The sequence below is a fragment of the Xanthomarina sp. genome (assembly GCF_035306605.1).
Classification (GTDB): domain Bacteria; phylum Bacteroidota; class Bacteroidia; order Flavobacteriales; family Flavobacteriaceae; genus Xanthomarina.
The window spans coordinates 12,347-36,416 of record NZ_DATGNR010000017.1 but is presented as its reverse complement, the minus strand read 5'-3'; the positions used below and the strand labels follow the sequence as shown (position 1 = coordinate 36,416).

16 protein-coding genes are annotated in these 24,070 nt (G+C 33.8%); 2 read left to right on the top strand and 14 right to left on the bottom strand.

Going from position 1 to position 24,070, the window contains the following annotated elements:
- Positions 1–7 precede the first annotated feature (7 nt).
- On the top strand, positions 8–685 hold the full coding sequence (locus VKY41_RS02360) for a Crp/Fnr family transcriptional regulator (RefSeq protein WP_500812831.1): 678 nt from the start codon (positions 8–10) through the stop codon (positions 683–685).
- Between the two features lie 4 nt (positions 686–689).
- On the opposite strand, the gene VKY41_RS02355 is transcribed toward VKY41_RS02360, so the two are convergent.
- The 9 genes from VKY41_RS02355 to VKY41_RS02315 form a co-directional block, all read right to left on the bottom strand.
- Entirely contained in the window at positions 690–2,336 is a 1,647-nt protein-coding gene (locus VKY41_RS02355; RefSeq protein ID WP_500812830.1) for a M1 family metallopeptidase, read from the bottom strand.
- Positions 2,337–2,504: 168 nt separating this feature from the next.
- Positions 2,505–4,313, bottom strand: coding sequence for an acyl-CoA dehydrogenase FadE (locus VKY41_RS02350; protein WP_500812829.1), 1,809 nt, complete (start codon positions 4,311–4,313; stop codon positions 2,505–2,507).
- 78 nt (positions 4,314–4,391) lie between these two features.
- Entirely contained in the window at positions 4,392–5,582 is a 1,191-nt protein-coding gene (locus VKY41_RS02345; RefSeq protein WP_500812828.1) for an acetyl-CoA C-acyltransferase, read from the bottom strand.
- An 83-nt stretch (positions 5,583–5,665) separates the two neighbouring features.
- On the bottom strand, positions 5,666–8,074 hold the full coding sequence (locus tag VKY41_RS02340) for a 3-hydroxyacyl-CoA dehydrogenase/enoyl-CoA hydratase family protein (RefSeq protein WP_500812827.1): 2,409 nt from the start codon (positions 8,072–8,074) through the stop codon (positions 5,666–5,668).
- A 22-nt stretch (positions 8,075–8,096) separates the two neighbouring features.
- Positions 8,097–8,555, bottom strand: a complete 459-nt coding sequence (locus VKY41_RS02335; protein WP_500812826.1) for a MarR family winged helix-turn-helix transcriptional regulator — start codon at positions 8,553–8,555, stop codon at positions 8,097–8,099.
- Positions 8,556–8,674: 119 nt separating this feature from the next.
- Entirely contained in the window at positions 8,675–10,444 is a 1,770-nt protein-coding gene (locus VKY41_RS02330; protein WP_500812825.1) for an AMP-dependent synthetase/ligase, read from the bottom strand.
- Between the two features lie 113 nt (positions 10,445–10,557).
- Positions 10,558–14,265 (bottom strand): phosphoribosylformylglycinamidine synthase, encoded by a 3,708-nt coding sequence (gene purL / locus VKY41_RS02325; RefSeq protein ID WP_500812824.1) that lies wholly within the window; start codon positions 14,263–14,265, stop codon positions 10,558–10,560.
- Positions 14,266–14,406: 141 nt separating this feature from the next.
- Positions 14,407–16,236 carry an endonuclease gene (locus VKY41_RS02320; protein ID WP_500812823.1) on the bottom strand — a complete coding sequence of 610 codons (1,830 nt, stop codon included), beginning with the start codon at positions 16,234–16,236 and terminating at the stop codon, positions 14,407–14,409.
- 6 nt (positions 16,237–16,242) lie between these two features.
- The gene (locus tag VKY41_RS02315; protein ID WP_500812822.1) at positions 16,243–17,457 is read right to left on the bottom strand and encodes an RsmB/NOP family class I SAM-dependent RNA methyltransferase; all 1,215 of its coding nucleotides are present in this window, start codon (positions 17,455–17,457) and stop codon (positions 16,243–16,245) included.
- Positions 17,458–17,618: 161 nt separating this feature from the next.
- Here VKY41_RS02315 and VKY41_RS02310 point away from each other — a divergent pair, with 161 nt between their 5' ends.
- Entirely contained in the window at positions 17,619–18,659 is a 1,041-nt protein-coding gene (locus VKY41_RS02310; RefSeq protein WP_500812821.1) for a WD40/YVTN/BNR-like repeat-containing protein, read from the top strand.
- Between the two features lie 28 nt (positions 18,660–18,687).
- On the opposite strand, the gene VKY41_RS02305 is transcribed toward VKY41_RS02310, so the two are convergent.
- From VKY41_RS02305 to VKY41_RS02285, 5 genes are all read right to left on the bottom strand, one after another.
- The gene (locus VKY41_RS02305; protein WP_500812820.1) at positions 18,688–19,128 is read right to left on the bottom strand and encodes a sensor of ECF-type sigma factor; all 441 of its coding nucleotides are present in this window, start codon (positions 19,126–19,128) and stop codon (positions 18,688–18,690) included.
- Positions 19,129–19,138: 10 nt separating this feature from the next.
- The gene (locus tag VKY41_RS02300) at positions 19,139–19,636 is read right to left on the bottom strand and encodes a hypothetical protein (protein WP_500812819.1); all 498 of its coding nucleotides are present in this window, start codon (positions 19,634–19,636) and stop codon (positions 19,139–19,141) included.
- Between the two features lie 34 nt (positions 19,637–19,670).
- On the bottom strand, positions 19,671–20,213 hold the full coding sequence (locus VKY41_RS02295; RefSeq protein WP_500812818.1) for an RNA polymerase sigma factor: 543 nt from the start codon (positions 20,211–20,213) through the stop codon (positions 19,671–19,673).
- A gap of 285 nt (positions 20,214–20,498) precedes the next feature.
- A complete protein-coding gene (locus tag VKY41_RS02290) occupies positions 20,499–22,328 on the bottom strand; it encodes an ABC transporter ATP-binding protein (protein ID WP_500812817.1) in 1,830 nt (609 codons plus the stop codon).
- Positions 22,328–24,058, bottom strand: a complete 1,731-nt coding sequence (locus tag VKY41_RS02285; protein WP_500812816.1) for a phospho-sugar mutase — start codon at positions 24,056–24,058, stop codon at positions 22,328–22,330. Before VKY41_RS02285 ends, VKY41_RS02290 begins: the two co-directional genes overlap by 1 nt.
- Between the last annotated feature and the right edge of the window lie 12 nt (positions 24,059–24,070).

Sequence of the window (24,070 nt, the reverse complement as noted above, 5' to 3'; positions counted from 1 at the left end):
ATTAGGTATGAGGAAGTGTGATCAGTGTATAGTTAGGCAGTTTAATTCTTTAAAATCATTATCTAAAGAAGAATTATTAGGTATCTCTGGATGTAAAACATCTAAATTTATAAAAAAAGGTGAAACTATTTTTGAAGAAGGAGAATCTTTGCACGGTGTTTATTGTGTGAAAGACGGTGTTTGTAAACTCACTAAATTAAGTGCTAACGGAAAAGACCAAATTGTAAAATTGGTAGTTAAAGGAGATTTACTCGGTCAACGCTCTCTCATAGTTAATGAAACTGTAAATTTAAGTGCCGTAGCTTTAAGTAATATGGAGGTGTGCTTTATTCCAAAGGATGAAATTTTCTTAAACTTAAAGAATAACTCAAATTTCTCATTGGACTTACTAAAGCAAATGGCTCACGATTTAAAACAAGCTGACAACGTTATTGTTAATATGGCTCAAAAATCGGTAAAACAACGTTTAGCCGAAGCACTTATGTATGTACAAAGTAGCTTTGGTGAGGATAAAGATGGTTTTTTAAATGTTATTCTTTCTAGAGAAGATTATGCTAGTGTAGTTGGAACAGCAACAGAATCTGCCATTAGAGTCTTATCTCAATTTAAAAAAGAGAAATTAATTACTACTTCAGGAAAGAAGATAAAAATTAACGATTTAGAAGGTTTAAAGAGGATAGAATAAGCTGTTATTCTTCTAGCAATTTACTTTCCACATAAAAATTTGAGTCTATTTTTAATTCTCCTTTTTCAATAGCTACTGTTTTCCATTCAGTTGTTGGGTAGATCCACTGTTCTTTCCCTTCAATTATAATTTTAAGGGGCATTTTGAAATCCTCAACAACATTTGTCCATCTGTATTTTAATACATTTTCTTCAACAGAATATTCAAGAAGAGGAATTCTAAAATCTCTTAAATATTGATTAAAAAATGAGGTTAAATCTATTCCAGATTGTTCGGTGAGGTAGTTTTCAATTTGCTCTGTTGTAACCGTTTGGTGATAGAATGTTTTATTTAAACCACGTAATATACCACGCCATTTTTCATCATTATCAATTAACTGCCTTAAGGTGTGTAACATGTTTGCACCTTTGTTATACATATCTCCAGATCCTTCTTTATTAACATTGTAAGGGCCAATAATCGGACTGTCGTTTTTAATATTTTTTCTGACACCAATTACATATTCCGAAGCAGCTTCTTTTCCGTAATAAAAATCTACAAATAAATTTTCTGCATAAGAGGTGAAGCCTTCATGAATCCACATGTCAGCTATGTCTTTATATGTAATATTATTAGCAAACCACTCGTGTGCAGCTTCGTGAATGATAATAAAGTCGAATTTTAACCCCCAACCAGACCCAGAAATATCTCTTCCTAAATATCCATTTTTAAATTGGTTTCCATAGGTAACCGAACTTTGATGCTCCATACCTAAATAAGGTACTTCTACAAGTTTAAAACCATCTTCGTAAAAAGGATAAGGGCCAAACCAATGTTCAAATGCTTTCATCATTCGTGGTGCTTCTTTAAAGTGGTTTTTAGCTCTAATTAAATTATTACGTTGTACGTAGTAATCCATATCTAAAGGTCCATTTTCACCTTCATATACTTCGGAGAAGTGAACGTAGTCTCCCAAGTTGACATTTACCCCATAGTTGTTTATTGGGTTGCTAACAAACCAAGTGGTTGTAACGGTGTCATCATCTTGTCTTTCAGTACTTCTTAAACGACCATTTGAAACATTAGTTAGGTTTTTAGGAACGTTTACGCTTATTAGCATGCTATCCACTTCATCATACATATGATCTTTGTTTGGCCACCAAACACTAGCTCCTAAACCTTGGCAGGACGTAGCTATAAATGGAATACCGTTTTTGTCTTCAGCCCAAGTAAAACCTCCATCCCAAGGTGCACGCTTCGCCTCCTGTGGAATACCTTCATAATAAACATCAACTGACTGTATTGTGCCTTTTTTTTGTTCATCTACTAAAGTGATAAAATGTGCATTTCCATCTCGTTTTACTTCTAGTTCTTGTTCATTTTGAATGACTTTAGTTATTTTTAACGGTTCTTGCAAATCTACTTGCATTACCGTATAAGGTTGTAAAACTTTATATTGAATAGTATTTTTGCCTGAAATAGATTTCTTCTCTGGATTTATTTTTACGTCTAAATGATAATAAGTTAAATCCCACCACTCACGTTCTGGAGTAATACTTCCTCTTAAAGTGTCTTGATGCGTGAAGTCTGGTTTTTCTTGAAATAACCCTTGTGAGTATGATTGAAGTTGAATTCCTAAAATAAAACAGGTTGCTAAGGCTAAAATTCTCATCTAATATTATTTTGGGTAAAATTACTGAAAATAATGTTCAATTCTGATGGAATGTCCCGTTTACAGTGTTAATTAAATTATAAGATAGTTTGCTTTCAAGTTTATAGAATTAAAAAAAAAAGCCGGTTCATTTCTGAACCGACTTTCTTACTTCTAACCAAACTTAATTTAAAAACAATATTTATTTTCTGCTTTTACTTTTTCAGCAATAGCAAGACGTAAATCTACAATATCTGGGTAGTTTGCATATTTCACAAAACGCTTTAGTCCCATAAGTAACATACGTTGTTCATCGCCTTCAGCAAAAGAGATAATACTTTCTTTTCCGTTTTTCTCAACTATTGAAACTGCATTGTATAAGTATAATTTAGCCATTGCAATTTGTATAGCTTGTGATTCTTCGCCAAAACGCTTCGCATTTTTCTCTGCTCTAAGAATTGCAGATTCAGCCATATAAATTTCAATTAATATATCTGATGCAGCAATTAGTAATTGTTGATGTTTTTCTAAATCTGGTCCAAATTTTTGAACTGCAGCTCCAGCAACCATTAAGAATACTTTTTTCAATTTGGCAACCATTTCTTTTTCTTCTGAAAATAATTCAGAGTAGTCAGGTGTATCAAAAGAAGGAATTCCCATAAGTTCTTCTTGAACTTTTTGAGCAGGGCCTAATAAATCTACGTGTCCTTTCATTGCTTTTTTAACAAGCATTCCTACTGAAAGCATACGGTTTATTTCGTTTGTTCCTTCGTAAATACGTGCAATTCTAGCGTCTCTCCAAGCAGCTTCCATCGGAGTTTCTTCTGAGAACCCCATTCCACCAAAAATTTGGATACCTTCATCAGCTGCATTTTGAACATCTTCAGAAACAGCTACTTTTAAAATAGAACATTCAATAGCATATTCTTCAACACCTTTAAGTTCTGCTTCTTGATGAGAATTTCCAGCAGCTTGACGCAATGCAATTCTGTCTTCAATGTTTTTAGCAGCTCTATATGTTGCCGATTCTCCAGCGTAAGCACTTGCAGCCATTTCAGCTAACTTCTTCTTAATTGCACCAAAGTCGGCAATTGGAGTGTTAAATTGTTTACGCTCGTTAGCATATTGTACAGCTGTAGTTAAAATTCTTCTTTGAGAATCTAAACAAGCTGCTGCTAATTTGATACGTCCAACGTTAAGAGCATTCATAGCGATTTTGAATCCTTCGCCACGACCAGCTAACATATTTTCTGCAGGAACAACTGTGTCGTTAAAGAAGACTTGACGTGTAGAACTTGCACGAATACCTAATTTATGTTCTTCTTCACCTAATGTAATTCCGTTCGGATTGTCTTTATCATATTCAACAATAAATCCAGTAATGTTTTTATCGTCTTCAATACGAGCAAATACGATCATCAAGCTACAGAAACCTGCATTTGAGATCCACATTTTTTGTCCGTTAATTTTATAGCTTTTTCCATCTGCTGATAGAGTAGCAGTCGTTTTACCAGAGTTGGCATCAGATCCAGCGCCTGGTTCTGTTAAACAGTAAGCACCAAACCATTCACCTGAAGCTAACTTAGGCACGTATTTTTGTTTTTGTTCTTCTGTTCCATAAAGGGTGATTGGCATAGTTCCAATTCCTGTATGTGCACCAAAAGCAGTACTAAAAGAACCTGTTCCAGATGAAATATAATCACAAGTTAGTACTGTAGAAACAAATCCCATTCCCATTCCGCCATAGGCTTCAGGTACAGCAACACTTAAGAAGCCCATGTCACCAGCTTTACGCATTACTTCTTCTGTTAAAGCATAATCTTTCGCTTCAAAACGTGCTTTATGAGGAATGATTTCACGATCGTTAAATTCCTTTACCGATTCTTTCATCATAGTTTGCTCTTCTGAAAAATCTTCAGGAGTAAATACATCCTCACATTTAGTTTCTTTTACTAAAAATTGACCTCCTCTTAGTAAATCTTTTTCTTTTGTTTCCATATTCTTTAAAGTTCTAGACAGTTAGAAACTAGATTCTAGACTGTTTGTATTTGTTTATTATGTTATTAAGTCTATTTTCTATTTTAAGAATTCAAAAATACCACAAGCACCTTGACCAGTTCCTACACACATAGTTACAGCTCCATATTTACCTACCATATTTCTTTTTCTCATTTCATCGAATAACTGTACTGAAAGTTTTGATCCTGTACATCCAAGTGGGTGACCTAAAGCAATAGCTCCACCGTTTACGTTTATGATGTCTGGATTTAAGTTTAACTCTCTAATTACCGCTAAAGATTGAGAAGCGAATGCTTCGTTCAATTCAATTAACTCTAAGTCAGATTGTTTTAAACCTGCTTGTTTTAATGCCTTTGGAATAGCTTTTACTGGTCCAATTCCCATAATACGAGGCTCAACACCTGCAGCAGCATAATTAACTAAACGAGCGATTGGTTCTAGATTTAATTCTTTTACCATCTCTTCACTCATAATCATTACGAATGCAGCACCATCACTCATTTGTGATGAGTTACCAGCTGTAACACTACCATTGGCAGCGAATACAGGACGTAGTTTTCCTAAAACCTCTACACTTGTTCCTGCACGAGGACCTTCGTCTTTAGTTACGGTATATTTTTTAGTGGCTTTTTTACCGTTCTCATCAATATAAGTTTGCTCAACTTCAATAGGAACAATCTGATCTTGAAAACGATTTTCAGCTTGTGCTCTCAATGCTTTTACATGTGAGTTATAAGCGAATTCATCTTGATCTTCTCGTGATACGTTGAATTGCTTAGCCACAGCTTCAGCGGTATTACCCATTCCCCAATAATAATCTTCGTGACCAGCTTTTACGGTTTCGTAATTTAATTCTGGTTTAAAACCTGTCATTGGTACAGCACTCATGCTTTCTGCCCCACCAGCAATGATACAATCGGCCATTCCTGCTTGAATTTTTGCAGTGGCAATTCCGATAGTTTCAATACCTGAAGCACAAAAACGGTTCACAGTTACACCAGGAACATCAACACTGTCTAATCCAATTAAGGAAATAAAACGTGCCATGTTTAAGCCTTGTGCACCTTCTGGCATTGCGTTACCAACGATAACATCGTCAATACGCTTTTTGTCTAAATTTGGGAGCTCCTTCATCATATACTGAATGGTTTCAGCAGCTAATTCGTCGGTTCTCTTAAAACGGAACACGCCTTTTGGTGCTTTACCAACTGCGGTTCTGTATGCTTTTACTATATATGCTTGTTTCATTTGTATTTAGTATTTAGTTGTTAGTAATTAGTATTTAGTGATTTTCTAATCCCTAATTTCTAATTCCTTATTACTATTCGCAACTAGTTGCGAAGTGGTTTCCCTTTAGTTAACATGTGTTGAATTCTTTCCAAAGTCTTACGCTCAGTACATAGAGATAGGAACGCTTCACGCTCTAGGTCTAATAAGTATTGCTCGCTAACTAAAGTAGGCTCTGATAAATCACCACCAGCCATTACATAAGCTAGTTTATTAGCTATTTTTTTATCGTGTTCGCTGATGTAGTTAGAGTCTTCCATAGAGTCTGTTCCTACTAAGAACATTCCTAAAGCTTGCTTACCAAGAACTTTAACATCTGTACGTCTTACAGGTTGTGTATAACCCATATCAGCCATTAACATAGCGTGTTGTTTTGCAACTGCTATTTGACGGTCTTTATTTACAACGACAACGTCTTTTCCTTTTTGAAGAATGCCTAAGTCGAAAGCTTCATAAGCCGAAGTTGCTACTTTTGCCATTCCAATTGTTAAGAAATATTCTTGAAGTGTATTTAATTGTACATCTCCTTTTCTGAAAGTATCTGATGCTCTTAAAGCCATTTCTTTAGAACCTCCACCACCAGGAATCACACCAACACCAAACTCAACCAATCCGATATAAGTTTCTGCTGCTGCAACTACTTTATCGGCGTGCATAGATAATTCACATCCACCACCAAGAGACATGCCGTGAGGCGCTGCAATAGTTGGAATAGCAGAGTAGCGCATACGCATCATTGTATCTTGGAAGTATTTGATAGCCATGTTTAGCTCGTCATACTCTTGTTCTGCAGCCATCATGAAAATCATTCCAATGTTAGCTCCAACCGAGAAGTTTGGTCCTTGGTTACCAACAACCAATCCTGCGAAATCCTTTTCAGCTATATCAATCGCTTTATTTAAACCTGCTAGAACGTCTCCACCAATAGTGTTCATTTTAGATTGGAATTCAACATTTAAAATGCCGTCGCCTAAATCTTCAACAACAACACCTGAATTTTTAAAGACTTCAGAAGTTTTTCTAATATTATCTAAGATGATAAAACTATCTTGTCCAGGAATCTTCTCTTGAGATTTCTTAGGAATATCATAGGCGTAAGTCGCTCCATCTTTAACAGTGTAGAAAGAAGTGTTTCCAGATGCTAACATGTCGTTTACCCAAGCATTAGGCTCTAAACCTTCAGCTTTCATCATTTCAATTCCTTTTTCAACACCAATAGCATCCCAAATTTGGAAAGGACCATGTTCCCAACCAAATCCAGCTTTCATAGCATCATCGATTTTGTATAGGTCATCCGTAATTTCAGGAATACGATTTGAAACATAAGCGAATAATGCAGCGAAACTCTTTCTGTAGAATTCACCTGCTTTATCTTTTCCTTTAACAAGAATTTTAAAACGATCGATAACTTTATCAACTGTTTTAGTTAATTCTAAAGTCTGAAATTTTGCTTTTTTAGCTGAACGGTATTCTAAAGTATTTAAATCGAGAGAAAGAATCTCTGAAGATCCATCATCTTTTCTTACTTTTTTGTAAAAGCCTTGTCCTGTTTTACTACCTAGCCATTTATTGTCCACCATAGTTTTGATGAAGTCTGGCAATTCAAATAACTCTAAACGTTCATCTTTAGGACAGTTTTCTCTAATTCCGTTAGCCACGTGAACTAAAGTATCTAAACCTACAACATCAACGGTACGGAAGGTTGCCGATTTTGGACGACCAATTACTGGACCAGATAATTTATCTACTTCTTCAATAGTTAAATCTAAATCCTTAACAGCGTGGAATAAACTTTGAATACTGAAAATTCCAATTCTGTTTCCAATAAACGCAGGTGTATCTTTAGCAACCACCGAAGTTTTTCCTAAGAATTTCTCACCATATTCATTTAAGAAATCTAAAACAGCTTGATCCGTTTTTGGTCCAGGAATAATTTCGAATAATTTTAAGTAACGAGCAGGGTTGAAGAAGTGTGTTCCACAGAAATGTTTCTGGAAATCTTCACTGCGACCTTCGCTCATAAACTTAATAGGAATACCAGACGTGTTTGAAGTAATTAAAGTTCCAGGAGTTCTGTACTTTTCTAACTTTTCAAAAACTTGTTGTTTAATGTCTAAACGTTCAACAACAACTTCCATAATCCAATCAACATCTTTTACTTTAGCGATATCATCTTCCAGATTTCCAGTAGTGATTCGGTTAGCAAATGATGGATGGTAAATAGGAGATGGTTTAGATTTTAAAGAAGCTGTTAAAGAATCGTTTACAATTCTATTTCTAACAGCTTTGTTTTCTAAAGTTAATCCTTTAGCTTTTTCTGCGTCGTTAAGTTCTCTAGGTACTATATCTAGTAATAGCACATCTACGCCAATATTGGCGAAATGACATGCAATACCACTTCCCATAATTCCGGAACCAATAATTGCTATTTTTTTTATACGTCTTTTACTCATTTTATTCTAAATGATTTATCTATTAATATTTTTTGGTGTTTATTTCGTTGGTGTAGATTTTCTTATTTGAAATTAAATCGTTTATGGTATCTGCTACTTCATAAAATGTCATTAATTTATCTAAAGGAACATTTTTTCTTATAGCTTCATTAAATTTTAAAACTCGGTCTTTAGAATATTCTCTTTTTTCTTTCCCAAAATCGGTGAGGTAAATTAGTACACCTCGTCCATCTTCTGGATTTGGTTTTCTTTCTATTAAACCACGAGTCTCTAAGGTTTTTAGAATTCTAGACAGGCTAGTAGCTTCCACTCCCATTTTAGGTCCTAAAGAGGTTGAAGGTGTTCCTCCTTCAGGATCGATACTTAATAGTGTAAAGCCGATTGCCATTGTGGTTTCAAATTTAGCTGCTTCTTCGTTATACATTTTTTGAACTGCTAACCAAGTGGTTCTTAGAACGTAATCGATAGTTTTTTCTTTCATTATTACTCTTGTAAACTCAAAGATAATAAAAAAATGTTATGCATGCATAATAAATTAAAAAAAAATATTTAAGGAAAGGGTAAAAAAAAACTCCTTAGTAAATTAAGGAGTTTGTGTTTTTAAGGCCGATAAATTTTTTCTATCAGGTCTTTATATATTTCTTTAATGACCTTTCTTTTCATTTTCATGGTTGGAGTTAGGTGTCCAGCATCAATGGTCCATTCATCTGGTGTAATTTCAAACTTTTTAATTTGTTCCCAGTGACCGAATTTTTCATTAGCTTCGTTTACTTCTTCTTGAATTCTATCTCTTAAAATTTGATTAGAAGCTATGTCTGCTTTCGATTTGAAAGTAAGATCACGTCTCTTAGCCCATTCATCTACAAAATCATAATTAACTTGAATTAATGCAGCAGGCATTTTTTCGCCTTCGCCAATAACCATAATCTGTTCTATAAAACGTGATTGTTTTAGCTCATTTTCCAGAAGGGCAGGAGCTACATATTTTCCACCAGAGGTTTTAAACATTTCCTTTTTTCTATCGGTTATTTTTAAGAAACCATCTTTGTCAATTTCTCCAATATCTCCTGTGTGAAAATAATCATCAGTCATTACTTCGGCCGTTTTTTCCAGATCTTTAAAATAGCCTTTCATAATGTTTGGACCTTTTACCAATATTTCTCCATCTTCAGCTATTTTAACATCTACACCGTCTAAAATTTTTCCTACAGTTCCAATTTTAAATCCTCCGTCTCTCTGATCGTTTACTGAGATTACGGGAGAGGTTTCGGTTAAACCATAACCTTCCATAATCGGTAGCTCGGCTGCAGCAAAAACTCTTGTAAGTCTTGGTTGTAAGGCAGCGCTTCCTGAAACCATTAAGTCTAAGTTTCCACCTAAACCTTCTTTCCATTTACTAAAAATAAGTTTTCTTGCTAATTTAAGTTGAGTTTCATACCACCAACCGTTTGCACCGTATGGTTCGTACTTTAAGCCTAATTCTACAGCCCAAAAGAAAAGCGTTTTTTTAATTCCTGAAAGTTCGCTTCCTTTTGCAACAATTTTATCGAAAACTTTTTCGTACAAACGTGGAACGGCGGTCATTACATTTGGTTTGACTTCTTTTAAGTTGTCGCTCATTTTTTCAATGGATTCGGCAAAATAAATTTCTACACCACAATATTGGTATAAATAGAGAATCATACGTTCAAAAACATGGCAAACAGGAAGAAAACTTAAAGCTTTAGTTTGGCCATAATCAAACGGAACTCTTAACTTACTACTTAAAACATTCGATACTATATTGTTGTGGCTTAACATTACTCCTTTTGGTTTTCCAGTAGTTCCAGAAGTGTAAATTAGGGTTGCTAAATCGTCTGAAGTTACAGCCAATTTACGTTCGTCCACTTCATTTTGGTTGCTAGTATCTTTACCTAATTCTAAAACTTCTTTCCAATTTTTTTCATTTGCAACATCATCAAAAGTGTATACATCTTTTAATTTTGTTTCTCCTTTAATTAGATTTAGTTTTTCTAGGATACTAGCATCCGATACAAAACAGTAGGTAGCCTCGGAATGATTCAGAATATACTCGTAATCTTCTTTAGAAATAGTAGGATAAATAGGCACGTTTTGCGCTCCTATTTGTAAAATACCAATATCTAACACATTCCATTCTGTTCTATTAGTGGTAGAAATGACTGCTATTTTATCGTTAGGCTTTATTCCTAAACGGAGTAGGCCACGACTAATGGCATTTGCTTGATTAATATATTCTTGAGTTGAAATGGATTTCCACTCACCATCGTATTTTGATGTTAGAGCTTTATCTAAGTTATAAGTTTCCAACTGGTGATACGGGAAATCAAAAAGTCTGGTAATTTCAGTCATTATTATATGGTTTGAAGTCTTGCAAATTATGAAAATAAAAATGATATTCAAATGACAGCATAAAAAAAGGAGCTAAATTATTAAAGCTCCTTGATTTATAGTTGATTGAATTGTTAGTTTTTATTTTCAATCCATTTTCTAGCATTAACAAAAGCTTCTAGCCATGGAGAAACTTCATCTTTTCTTCCTGTTGGATAGTTTGCCCAGTTCCATTGGAAGGTAGAACGCTCGATATGTGGCATAGTTACTAAGTGTCTTCCTGTTTTATCACACATCATTGCTGTGTTAAAGTCTGAACCATTAGGGTTTGCAGGATATCCTTCGTAACCATATTTAGCTACAATATTATATGCACTTTCTTCTTTTGGTAAGCTGAATTTACCTTCTCCGTGGGAAATCCAAACACCTAATTTAGAGCCTTCTAAACTAGAAAGCATTACAGAGTTGTTTTTTTGAATTTCTACAGAAGTAAAAGAACTTTCGTGTTTTTTAGAATTATTATAAGTTAGTTTTCCGTGCGTATCATGCTCTGGATTTACTAAACCTAGTTCCATCCAAAGTTGAGCACCGTTACAAATACCAACAGAAAGTGTGTCTTCTCTTTCAAAGAATTTCTTTAAAGCAGTATTTGCTTTTTCATTATATAAGAAAGCACCAGCCCAACCTTTTGCAGAACCTAAAACATCGGAGTTAGAGAAACCACCAACAGCTCCAATAAACTGAATGTCTTCTAGCGTTTCACGGCCCGAAATTAAATCGGTCATGTGCACATCTTTTACATCAAATCCAGCTAAGTACATAGCGTTTGCCATTTCGCGTTCAGAGTTTGAACCTTTTTCCCGAATGATTGCAGCTTTTGGTCTTGGTTGTGAATTTTTTAAACCTACAGTATCTTTTAATTTTCCTGTAAAATGGTTAGGGAAAATATATTTTAATGGTTGGTTTTTATAATTATCAAAACGATCTTGAGATAAACCGTTTGCAGTTTGTTTTTGGTCTAATAAAAATGAAGTTTTATACCAAACGTCACGTAACCTAGAAACAGTTAAAAGGAATACGTGGTTGTTGTTAATTATACTTAAAACATCACTTTCTTGAACTTTTCCTATGTTAAAGAATTCAATGTTCGCATCAGCTAAAACTTTTTCAATAGAGTTGTCTGTTGCTTGAAAAACAATTCCGGAATTTTCAGCAAATAAAACTTTAAATGAATCCTTTTGGTTTATTGCACTTAAATCGAGTTCTGCGCCAAGATTATTGTCGGCAAAACACATTTCTAGTAAGGTAGTGACTAATCCTCCTGAAGCAACATCGTGGCCAGCAAGAATTTTATCTTCTTTAATTAGTTTTTGTATCGTATTAAATACGGTTTTTACGTAATCGGCACTTTTTACATTTGGTGTTTCGTTACCAACTTTATTTAAAATTTGAGCGAAAGAGCTTCCTCCTAATTTAAAATCGTCTTGAGAAATGTTGATATAATAGATGTCTCCTCCGTTTTTCTGAAAAACAGGTTCTACTACTTTATTGATATCGTTACAGTTTCCAGCTGCAGAAATAATTACTGTACCAGGAGAAATAACTTCTTCATTAGGGTATTTTTGCTTCATAGAAAGTGAATCTTTGCCTGTTGGAACATTGATTCCTAATCCGATTGCAAATTCTGAAACAGCTTCAACTGCTTCGTAAAGTCTGGCATCTTCACCTTCGTTTTTACAAGGCCACATCCAGTTAGCAGATAAGGAAACACTTTGTAAACCATCTTTTAAAGGAGCCCAAACCATATTGGTTAAGGATTCTGTAATGGCATTTCTGCTTCCAGCCGCAGGATTAATTAACCCGGAAATAGGTGCGTGACCAATAGTTGTTGCTACTCCTTCTTTGCCTTTATAATCAAGTGCCATAACACCTACGTTGTTTAAAGGTAATTGTAACGGACCAGCACATTGTTGTTTGGCAACTTTTCCACCAACACAACGGTCTACTTTATTGGTAAGCCAATCTTTACAAGCAACAGCTTCTAATTGTAATAATTGCTCAAGATAATCGTGAAATTTATCAGTATTATAAGAAATTCCTCCATAATTTCTATCAACAGAATTGTCTGTCATGATAGTTTTTGGAGAACTTCCAAACATATCTTCTAAAGCTAAATCCATAGGTTTATCTCCTTTGGTTTTAGATTCAAAAGTAAATCTGTCGTTATCAGTAACATCACCAACAGTGTACATTGGTGAACGTTCACGGTCGGCAATTTTTTGTAGTTTATCTATATGTTCTTCAGAAATTACTAATCCCATTCTTTCTTGAGATTCGTTTCCAATAATTTCTTTTGCAGATAGGGTAGGGTCTCCAACAGGTAATTTATCTAGGTTGATGTCTCCACCTGTATCTTCTACTAATTCTGATAAGCAATTTAAGTGCCCACCAGCTCCATGATCATGAATAGAAACAATATGATTCTCATCGCTTTCAACCATTCCACGAACAGCATTTGCAGCTCGTTTTTGCATTTCAGGGTTAGAACGTTGTACGGCGTTTAATTCGATTCCAGAAGAAAATTCTCCAGTATCTGCAGAGGAAACAGCAGCTCCACCCATTCCAATTCGGTAGTTTTCACCACCAAGAATTACAATTTTATCCCCTGGTTTTGGGGTTTCTTTTATGGCTTGATCTGCTTTACCGTAACCAATTCCTCCGGCTTGCATGATTACTTTGTCGTAACCAAGTTTTCTGTTAGATCGTTTTTCTCCATTTATGATAGTACTTTCAGTTTCATCGTGTTCAAAAGTTAAAACAGAACCACAGATAAGAGGTTGACCGAATTTGTTTCCGAAGTCTGATGCACCATTACTAGCTTTTATTAAGATATCCATTGGGGTTTGGTATAACCATGGACGGGCTTCCATTTTTTGCTCCCAAGGACGTGACTCTTCCAATCTTGAATAAGATGTCATATAAACAGCAGTTCCTGCTAATGGTAATGAACCTTTTCCTCCAGCTAGCCTGTCTCTAATTTCGCCACCAGTACCTGTAGCAGCACCATTAAAAGGTTCTACAGTTGTAGGAAAGTTGTGAGTTTCTGCTTTTAAAGAAATAACAGAATCGAAATCTTTTGTTTGGTAGTAATCTGGTTTATCTGCAGATTTAGGCGCAAATTGTTCTACTCTTGGACCTTTAACAAAAGCGACGTTGTCTTTATATGCTGAAACAATATCGTTAGGATGTTGCTTGGATGTTTCTTTAATTAATTTGAAAAGGGAAGTTGGTTTTTCTTCGCCATCAATTATAAATGTTCCGTTAAAGATTTTATGACGACAGTGTTCAGAATTTACTTGAGAAAACCCAAACACTTCCGAATCGGTTAATGATCTGCCTATCTTTTTAGAAACACCCTCAAGATATTCAATCTCTTCATCGTTTAAAGCTAAACCTTCCTTTTGATTGTATGCTGAAATATCTTCAATATAAAGAATGTTTTCAGGTTTTATATTAATATCAAAAGACGATTGATTCAAGCCTTGGTATTTTTCTGAAATCATAGGATCGAATTCCTTAAAATCCTCAGATACCATTAGGAATTCCTCTATACGGATTATGCCTTCAATTCCCATGTTTTGGGTAATTTCTACTGCATTTGTACTCCAAGGGGTAATCATGGCAGCACGTGGACCAACAAAAAAAGCATCTAGCGATGCTTGTTCTATTTTAGGTTGGTTGCCAAATAACCATGTCAATTTAGAGATGGTTTCAGTTGATAATTCTTTTGTTGCTTGAACAGCAAATACTTTACTGTTTTGGTTTCCGAAGAAATGAATCATTATGTATAAATTAGAGTTGTGTTTAAAATGCAAATTTACCCTTTTTCAACGTAATAATTACTATTTAATTTGTTGAATATTTAGGGTTGTATATTAGGTTTTGAACAAAAAAAAAGCGACTCGTTAAAGTCGCTTTATTGCTTATTTTTTTATTAATTTCTTTGTAATAGTTGAATTGCCTTGGGTTAATTTCATAATATAAATACCTGACTTTAAATTTTCAAGCGGTATATTTTGAGATTGCTGTAGAGTTCTATTAAATACTTTTTTTCCAAGGATATCAAATATTTCAACTTGGATTTTATCAGAACCTTTAAATTGAATATTGAGGTTGTTGTCAACTGGATTTGGATAAATAGCCAAATCGATTAGTGTGAAATCGTCAATTCCTATAGTAGGAGTGTAGCATGTCCAAGATAAATCGTCAAAAACAACTCTGTTTGTTGAGCTATTTCCGTCAATTACAATAGAAACATCTCCACTTACATTTATATTTGGGATTGTTGTTGTTTGTACAACATCTTGATCGCCATAAGGGATCGTTCCAACCACAGTACCGTTTACTTTTAGATTAAAACTTCCACTAGTACCACCAAAAACACGTTTGGTTGAAACAGTTAGTTCTCCAATTCCTCCAGGTATAGTTGGTGCAGTAAGGGCACCATTTCTTATAGTAATTGCTCTGTTATTTAGGGTTTGATCTGTACGAGCATCTGTTGCTGTCCATGATCCGCCATTATCGCCAGTCCAATTTTTTGAAGTATAATTATTTGTGTTGGCAGGAATGTTTTCAAAAGTTTCAGCTAAACATTCAGACCCACCTGTAGAACCATTATCTGTAGTTGTCTCACAGGCTTGATTGCTAAAACTAGATTCGTTTCCAGCAGCATCTTTTGCTTTAATAGTAAAACAATACTGCGTTGCAGCTGTTAATCCTGTTACTGTAAAAGTTATATTGTTTGTATTGTAAGAGCTTGTCTGTCCGTTATTTACATAGATGTCGTATGAGGTTACACCAATATTATCTGTAGAAGCCGTCCAGGTTAAAACAATGGAATTGTCTGTTGGGTTTGAAGCAACAAGGTTAAGTGGGGTTGTTGGAGCTTCAGTATCTGGACTTGGATTCCATATCATGTTTGCATATTCTGGATGGTCAACAAACGGGTTTGCATTTCCTTGGAATCTGTAAGCAGCTTTATTTCTTTCTCTTTCTCTTTGGTCAACCGGATCTACGTTATAGTGCCAATCTAAAAGTACATCAATAGCCCAAGTGTGAAATACTTGGTCATTACTACCATTAAACATATCAAAACTAGTATAGTTATGAATGTTATCCTCATAACGAGTTGCAAAGTATAAGATAGCTCTTGCTATATCTCCTTTAAATTCATCTATAGGTTCAAAAACAACACTAGAATATCCAGGCATAGCACTGGTTCCAACTTTAGATCCGTTTAGAGAAGTTCGTGTTGCGTTACCAACAATTCCAAATGCATAATTACTTCTGTAATTATTTACACGACAATCCGTAGGGATTACATGATGAATATCACTTTGCATTGGTGAATTACTGTTGAAAGAAGATTGTGGAACAATATGTTCTCTATTATAGCAGTCTCCTTCAGCCGTTTGGTTTCCACCTTCATCTACATTATGTGTGAAGTTATATGGGTCTGGTCCATTAGGGTTTTCAGAATAAAAATCTAAAACCGTTCCGTCATTTTCATAATTAGCTCCTCCAGTTACATTAATATCAGAATGTGTGTCAACGTAACCTTGGGAATTAGAAATTCCTGCACCATCGTATAATTGATCGTAAGAACGAGCTACGTGGCCATTCGCTATAATATTTTTTAATTGAGTTTTTAAGGTAAAACCTGTTCCAGTTGCTGAGTTATAATAATCAGCAGGAATTTGAGCGGAAACACTTAATGAAAATATAAGTGTTAAAATAAGGTAGATGTGTCTCATATTGTTTTATTTCTTCTTTTCTAATAAAGCCATGTAAAACCCGTCAAAACCAGATTTATGTGCTAAAATACTTTGATCTTTTACAAAGGTAAAATCTTTTCCCATTTCAGATGTTAAAAATAAATCTACTTGGTTTTTGTTTTCTGAAGGTAAAATAGAACAAGTAGCGTAAACAAGTTGTCCTCCTGCTTTAACCATTCTAGAATACTGTTGAAGAATTTCCTGCTGGGTTTTTTTGATTGTTTCAATAAACTCTGGTTGTAATTTCCATTTTGCATCTGGATTTCTACGTAACACGCCTAATCCAGAGCACGGAGCATCTATTAAAACCCGATCAGCTTTATCGTAAAGTTTTTTTATGACTTTGGTTGAATCTATATGTCTAGGTTCTATATTAAAGGCGCCGTTTCGTTTAGCTCTACGTTTTAATTCTTTTAATTTATGATCGTAGATATCTAAGGCAATAATTTGACCTTTATTCTCCATAAGAGAAGCAATGTGTAAGGCTTTTCCTCCTGCGCCAGCGCAAGCATCAACAACACGCATACCTGGTTCTACATTTAAAAATTCAGCAACCAATTGTGAAGATGCGTCTTGAACTTCAAAATGTCCTTTTTGAAAAGCTTCTGTTGTAAATACGTTTGCACGTTCTTTTAGTTTTAAAGCATTTGGATAATCTTTAATTGATTCGGTTTCTATATCCAAATCAAATAACTCTGCTTGTAATTTTTCTTTTGTAGTATTAAGCGTATTTACTCTTAAAATAACATCTGCTTGCTCGTTAAGTGCAGCTATTTCTTTTGTCCAAACTTCCTTTCCAAGTTCTTTCTCTCCTAATTCATCTAACCAATCTGGAATGGATTCTTTGAATTTTCTAATTTTAGAAAGTTCATCAAAACGTCCTTTAATTTTCCTTGTAGGTGTTTTTTCAAAATAGCTCCAATCAGGTAGTTTAATACCTCTTAGAGTTGCCCAAACAGCAAAAATACGCCAAATATCGTCGCGATTAAAAGGTTCTTTGACGTCTGCAATTTCAGCGTAAAGACGCTTCCATCTTACTATATCATAGGTGGTTTCAGCAACAAATGCTCGATCTCTTGCTCCCCATCGTTTGTCTCTTTTTAATAATTGTTGGATAACTTTATCTGCATAAAAGTCTTCGTTAAAGATTTGTAACAAACCGTCGACTGTTGCAAAACATAAATTCCTGTGTAATCTCATTTCTAGTTTTATAAGCTTGCAAAGTTACGTTAATTGGCGTTAATTCACGAATGTTTTTTTTATTGTTAAATGATTCTCGCTTCTCTTGACGTTCTAATCATTAAATGTTGTTTAGTTCCGCTTAATAAACTACTTTTATTTACTTAATTAATTGTATAAATATGATTCGATATTTTAGTTTTATTATTGTTTCGTTAATTGTTTCTTGTGAAGAAAAGGAAAGCTTTATTCCTAGAGATTTCAATAAAGTTGAAATTGAAACCATTTATGAAGATTCACTTTTAAGTATTCGGGCTATTGAAATTCTTGACGATAAAAGTCTTGCCTTTGCGGCTAATAATGGAGCTTTTGGACTTTATGATTCCAATAAAAAAAGCTGGCAATTATCTAAACAAGAGTATGATTCTTTGCCACTTCAATTTAGAGCTGTAGCACATACTACTAGTGACTTTTTTATGTTAAGTGTAGAAAGTCCAGGTTTACTTTTTAAAACAGGAGATCATGGAAGCATGGATTTAGTGTTTTTAGATGAGCATCCGAAAGCATTTTATAATGCTATGACTTTTTGGAATAATCAAGAAGGTATTGCAATTGGAGATTCTACCGAAGGGTGTTTAAATATAATTATTACTAGAGATGGAGGTAATTCGTGGAAGAAGGTTCCTTGTTCTGCCTTTCCAACCATATTAGAAACTGAAGGTGCTTTTGCTGCAAGTAATACCAATATTGCTGTAGTGGGAAATAATACTTGGATTGGTACAACTGCTGGAAGAGTATATTATTCTGAAGATAAGGGAATGTCTTGGGAGATAATGGACTCTCCAATTGTGAATGATAAGGAAACAGAAGGAATTTATTCCATTGCATTTAATGATGAGATGAACGGATTTGCTATTGGTGGCGATTATACAAATCCAGATGATAACTCAGCTAATAAAATGAGGACTAAAGATGGTGGGAAAACATGGGAACTTGTATCAGAGGGACAGGATCCAGGTTATAGAAGTTGTGTGCAATACATCCCAAATAGAGCAGGGAAGGAGTTAGTAACTATCGGTTTTAAGGGTATTGATTATAGTAACGACGGTGGCTTGTCGTGGAAAAATATAAGTAAAGAAGGTTTTTATACTTTAAGATTTCTAAATGATAGTATTGCTTATGCTGCCGGGCAAGGAAGAATTAGTAAGTTGATTTTTAAATAAAAAAAAGAAGCCAATTGGCTTCTTTTTTTTATTTTCCTTTAGATTCTTGGTGATGTCTTTTTCTATATTCCTCGAACATTTTTTTATTGAATTGGTATTCAGATTGTTTTAAAAGTACAATCTTTTTAGAAGGGATAACTTTCTTTAAATCTGAAATAAGGTTGTTGTAAATGTCTTTTCTTCGGTTGTTTAAAGTTATCATGTCAGCAAGTATTGCTTTGGCTTCAGTTTCTGTTAATTTAGAATAATCTTCATTACTTATATCCTTATGGGCTTCATCTCTTAATTCAGACCTATTTTCCTCAAAGGCATTGTATATAGGCCAAAATTTTTCGGCTTCAGCCTTTGTTAGTTCTAATTGTTCTGTAATATAAGCTGTTTTAAGAGCTTTTATTCTCTCATTTCTATCTTGTCCAAAAGTGTTTAAACTTATAGTGATAAATAGAATTAAAATGCTGATATGTTTCATTTTTGTTATATTATTCAGAAATAAAATCTTCTAATTCTGATACGTTGTATAAATAATTTTCTAAAGAAGCATCGCTAATTGATTCTTCTTTAATGAAAGATGAAATATCTATGTCTTTAATAATTACAGTCTCCAGATCAAACTCCTCAAACTCTTGGTTGGATACATAATTCTCGAGTACTTCATTATCAATTGAGCTAAAAGAAAATTCGTTATTAAATAAGTTAAGATTAAAAAGTAATATAATAGCAGCAGCCACTCCAGTAAGAGCAATAATTTTACGTTTTGTAGGTAAAGAAATAATTTTTGTTTCAGATTTTTTCGATACTTGACTGATAATTCTGTTATCAAGTGATTCGAAATAATTATCTGGAGTTTTAAAAGCTGTTCGGTCTATTTTTTCTTCTAATAGCACCTGCAACATAACTTTATCTTCTAAATTAGAAAAGTAATTTTCTGGGGTTTTAAAACCAGAATTCTTAATATTATGTAGCTTATTATTTTTCATCGTTATTACTTAGACTAATTTTTATACTAAAGGTTTAATTGTTAGTTAAATAGTCTTCTATTTTTTTTATAGCAATATGATAGGAAGCCTTTAGAGCACCTTCGCTAGTATCTAAAATAAGAGACATATCTTTATATTTTATGTCTTGAAAATATTTCATATTAAATACCAAACGCTGTTTTTCTGGTAAAGTAGCAATGGCTTCTTGTAATTTAAGTTGAATTTTATCGCCTTCAAAATAAACATCTGTTTTTAAGTTGTCTAAAGCTAATTGGTGTGCCTCTTCTGTTGAAATTTGGAATTCTTTAGCTCTTTTTTTTATGAAAGTTAAGGCTTCGTTTGTTGCTATTCTATACATCCAAGAATACAATTTACTGTCTCCCTTGAAATTTTGAATGTTTTTAAAAACTTTAATGAAAGTATTTTGAAGTACGTCATCAGTATCATCGTGCGACTTGACTATATGACGAATATGCCAATACAATCTCTCTTTATAAAGAGAAATCAGTTCTTTGAAAGCAGCATTTTTATCCTGGTTGGATTGTAGTTGCTCTATAAGTTTGGATTCGTCTGCCACCTGGTAATTTTATTGTTAGACCATATTTGGTACTAATGGTTTAATTTTAAAAACGGATAAAATACTAAAATTAAGTAAATCAAATTTTTAATTAAATTATTGTTAACAAAATAGGTGTTTTGATTAAGGAATTGTAATAAACGATTGTTTAACATAATTTTTTGTTTTATGTTTACAATAACTAACCAACGAATTAAGATTGGATTTTTCCATATCTAACCTAACCAAAAAAGGACAATATTTACCTATTGTCCTTTTTTTATACTAACTTTTTTCGGTTTCTTATTATTCGAAACTTTGCATATCTACTAGTTTTTTGTAGATACCATTTCTTTCCATTAGTTCGTTGTGTTTTCCTTGTTCAGCTATTTCACCTTTTTGCATAACTACAATGTTATCGGCATTTTGAATGGTTGATAGTCTGTGTGCTATAACAATGGACGTTCTGTTTTTCATCATGTTTTCTAAAGCTACTTGTACAAGTCGTTCGCTTTCTGTGTCTAAGGCGGAAGTTGCCTCGTCTAAAATCATGATTGGTGGGTTTTTTAGGACTGCTCTGGCAATACTTAAACGTTGTTTTTGTCCTCCAGAAAAGTTGTTACCAGCATCACCAACATTTGTTTCAATGCCATTAGGTAGTTGTTGAATAAATTCCCAAGCGTTCGCAATTTTTAAAGCCTCAATTACTTCGGCATCTGTAGCATCTGGTTTTCCTATTAAAATATTGTTTTTAATGGAGTCATTAAATAAAATAGAATCTTGAGTAACTAATCCCATTTGGGCTCGTAAAGATTTTTTGGTAATGTTTTTAATATCTATACCATCAATAGCAATGTGGCCATCATTTACATCGTAGAAACGTGTAGCTAAGTTGGCAATGGTACTTTTTCCGCTTCCGGATTGCCCCACAAGAGCTACAGTTTTACCTTTTTCAACTTCTAAACTAAAATTTTTAAGTACAGGCTCGTTGTCGTATTTAAAGGATATGTTATGAACAGTTAAACTCTTTTTGAAATCATTTAATTCTACAGCATCCGGTTTGTCTTTCATACCATCTTCTTCATGTAAAATTTCAAATACACGATCTGCTGCTGCCATTCCATTTTTCACTTTGTAGGATGCTTTACTTATGGCTTTTGCAGGAGTCAAAATAGCATAAGCTAGCCCCATAAATGCTATAAAAGTTGTTCCTTCAATGGTTTTATCTATTAATACTAGTTTACCTCCATACCATAATAAAACAGCTATAGTTGCAATTCCTAGTACTTCGCTAACCGGACCTGCTAAGTTGTTCTTTAACCCAATCTTGTTAGATAATTTTAAAATTTTGTCTGCTGAATTTGTAAAACTCTTAGTGAAAAGAGGTTCGGCATTATAACTCTTAACAATTTTCAACCCTGTTAAGGACTCTTCCACAATTGAAATTAATTTCCCAGATTCTTGTTGTGCTTTTAGAGAATTGCCCTTTAAACTTTTCCCTATTCTTGATATCATAATTCCAGCAATAGGAATAAAACATAATACAAAGATGGATAGTTCCCAGCTGATTGTAAACATTAGAGCGAGTGAGAAAATAATTGTTAATGGTTCTCGAACTATAAGTTCTAAAATGATAAAAAAGGAGTTTTGCATTTCGTTAATATCGCCTAAAATACGAGCCATAACATCTCCTTTTTGTCTTTTGGAATAAAAGCTTAAGGGTAATTGAATTATTTTTTGATACATATCTTTTCTTAAAGCCGTTAGAACTCCATTTTTAAGATACATAACATGCTGCATGGCAAAGTAACCGAACATGTTTTTTAACAAAAAGGTTGAAATAACTATGGCAATAACAATTACCAAAGCCATTTGTTCGTTTCCATCAACTAAAAAACCACTTACTTTATAATTTAGAAAGTCTTGACCATAATTTTTAAGATCACCAATCCCTTTCCAAACTGGTGCTTTTGTTACTATGGTTGTTTTATCAAATAAAACATTTAACATAGGAATTAATGATACGAATGCTAAGGAGCTGAATAAAGCATAAAGTAAATTGAAAAAGATATTTAAGAATACATGTATCTTAAACTTCTTAACAAAAGGTAATAGTTGACGTATTATTTTTTTCATTATACTAATTGCATATCATTAATAATTCCATCAATTTTGGTTTCCAACTGTTTTTCTGTTTCAATAAATTCTGAAGCAGATTTCAAGTTTGTGTTTACGCTAATGTAGAATTTTATTTTAGGTTCAGTTCCACTTGGTCGTAAAGCTATTTGGCTACCATCTTCGGTATAATATATTAATACGTTAGACTTTGGAATAGAAATGGTTTCTTCGGTTCCATTTATTGGATTTGTAGCTATTGAACTTTGGTAATCTTCTATTTTCGTTACTTTAGAATTATTAATAACCGAAAGTGGTTTTTTTCTAAAATCAATCATCATCTGTTTGATTTCCTGAGCACCCTCAATACCTTTTTTGGTTATTGAAATTAAGCGCTCTTTGTAAAACCCATGTGTTATGTATAATTGAATTAATTCGTTGTAAAATGAAGAACCTTTAGCTTTGGCTTGAGCTGCAATTTCGCAGGCAAGTAATGAAGCCGTTACCGCATCTTTATCTCTAACAAAATCGCCAACCATAAATCCGAAGCTTTCTTCGCCTCCGCCTACAAAATTTAATTCAGGGAAGTCTTTTATCATTTTGGCAATCCATTTAAAACCGGTTAAGCCAATTTTACATTCTACTCCGTAAGCATCTGCCAAAACGGACATCATTGGAGTTGAAACAATTGTTGATCCAATAAATTCCTTTCCTCTAATTTTTCTTTCAGATTTCCATTGCTTTAATAAGAAATCGGTCATCATTAACATGGCTTGATTTCCGTTAAGTAAAATCATGTCTCCATTAAAATCTCTAACAGCTACGCCAATTCTATCGCTGTCTGGATCTGTACCAATAACAATATCTCCTTGAACTTTATCCGCTAGTTCTAACGCCATTTTTAAGGCTTCTGGTTCTTCTGGGTTTGGAGATTTTACTGTTGGGAAATCGCCATTAGGTTTAGCTTGTTCTTCAACTATATGAATGTTATTATATCCGGCCTGTTTTAAAGTTTCAGGGATAATAGTAATAGATGTTCCATGTAATGAAGTAAAAACAACTTTTAAATTATTTTTATCCATTTGAGGTGTGTTAAAACTACCGTTTTTTACGGAAGCTTTAATAAATACGTCATCTACTTCTTTACCTATATATTTAATAAGGGATTCGTTAGCCTCAAACTTAATTTCGGAATATTCTAGATTGTTAATTTCGTTTATAATTTCAGCGTCTTGTGGTGGGACAAGTTGACCACCATCTTGCCAATAAACTTTGTAACCATTGTATTCAGGTGGATTGTGAGAGGCAGTTAATACAATACCACAATGGCAACCTAAATGTTTTAATGCAAAGGACAGCTCTGGAGTTGGACGTAAGTCTTCAAATAAAAACACTTGAATGTTATTTGCTGAAAACACATTCGCTACTAGCTTTGCTAAAGATTGACTGTTATGTCTACAGTCGAAAGCAATAGCTACTTTTATTGAGTCATTTGGAAACGACTGATGCAGATAATTGCTTAATCCTTGTGTGTTTTTTCCAAGTGTGTATTTATTAATTCTGTTGGTTCCAACACCCATAATTCCACGCATACCACCTGTTCCAAACTCAAGGTTTTTGTAAAAACTCTCTTTAAGTTCTGTTGGATTATTGGCAATTAGATTTTTTATGTTGTCTTGAGTGTCTTTATCGAAAGTGGGAGTTAACCATGTATTAATTCTTTCTAATAAATCAGGTTCTATCTGTGTCATATTCAAAAAAAT

What these genes read in the sequence shown, in the direction of transcription:
- VKY41_RS02360 (WP_500812831.1), top strand. Translation starts at nt 8, where the DNA reads ATGAGGAAGTGTGATCAGTGTATAGTTAGGCAGTTTAATTCTTTAAAA.
- VKY41_RS02355 (WP_500812830.1), bottom strand. Translation starts at nt 2,336, where the DNA reads ATGAGAATTTTAGCCTTAGCAACCTGTTTTATTTTAGGAATTCAACTT.
- VKY41_RS02350 (WP_500812829.1), bottom strand. Translation starts at nt 4,313, where the DNA reads ATGGAAACAAAAGAAAAAGATTTACTAAGAGGAGGTCAATTTTTAGTA.
- VKY41_RS02345 (WP_500812828.1), bottom strand. Translation starts at nt 5,582, where the DNA reads ATGAAACAAGCATATATAGTAAAAGCATACAGAACCGCAGTTGGTAAA.
- VKY41_RS02340 (WP_500812827.1), bottom strand. Translation starts at nt 8,074, where the DNA reads ATGAGTAAAAGACGTATAAAAAAAATAGCAATTATTGGTTCCGGAATT.
- VKY41_RS02335 (WP_500812826.1), bottom strand. Translation starts at nt 8,555, where the DNA reads ATGAAAGAAAAAACTATCGATTACGTTCTAAGAACCACTTGGTTAGCA.
- VKY41_RS02330 (WP_500812825.1), bottom strand. Translation starts at nt 10,444, where the DNA reads ATGACTGAAATTACCAGACTTTTTGATTTCCCGTATCACCAGTTGGAA.
- purL (WP_500812824.1), bottom strand. Translation starts at nt 14,265, where the DNA reads ATGATTCATTTCTTCGGAAACCAAAACAGTAAAGTATTTGCTGTTCAA.
- VKY41_RS02320 (WP_500812823.1), bottom strand. Translation starts at nt 16,236, where the DNA reads ATGAGACACATCTACCTTATTTTAACACTTATATTTTCATTAAGTGTT.
- VKY41_RS02315 (WP_500812822.1), bottom strand. Translation starts at nt 17,457, where the DNA reads ATGAGATTACACAGGAATTTATGTTTTGCAACAGTCGACGGTTTGTTA.
- VKY41_RS02310 (WP_500812821.1), top strand. Translation starts at nt 17,619, where the DNA reads ATGATTCGATATTTTAGTTTTATTATTGTTTCGTTAATTGTTTCTTGT.
- VKY41_RS02305 (WP_500812820.1), bottom strand. Translation starts at nt 19,128, where the DNA reads ATGAAACATATCAGCATTTTAATTCTATTTATCACTATAAGTTTAAAC.
- VKY41_RS02300 (WP_500812819.1), bottom strand. Translation starts at nt 19,636, where the DNA reads ATGAAAAATAATAAGCTACATAATATTAAGAATTCTGGTTTTAAAACC.
- VKY41_RS02290 (WP_500812817.1), bottom strand. Translation starts at nt 22,328, where the DNA reads ATGAAAAAAATAATACGTCAACTATTACCTTTTGTTAAGAAGTTTAAG.
- VKY41_RS02285 (WP_500812816.1), bottom strand. Translation starts at nt 24,058, where the DNA reads ATGACACAGATAGAACCTGATTTATTAGAAAGAATTAATACATGGTTA.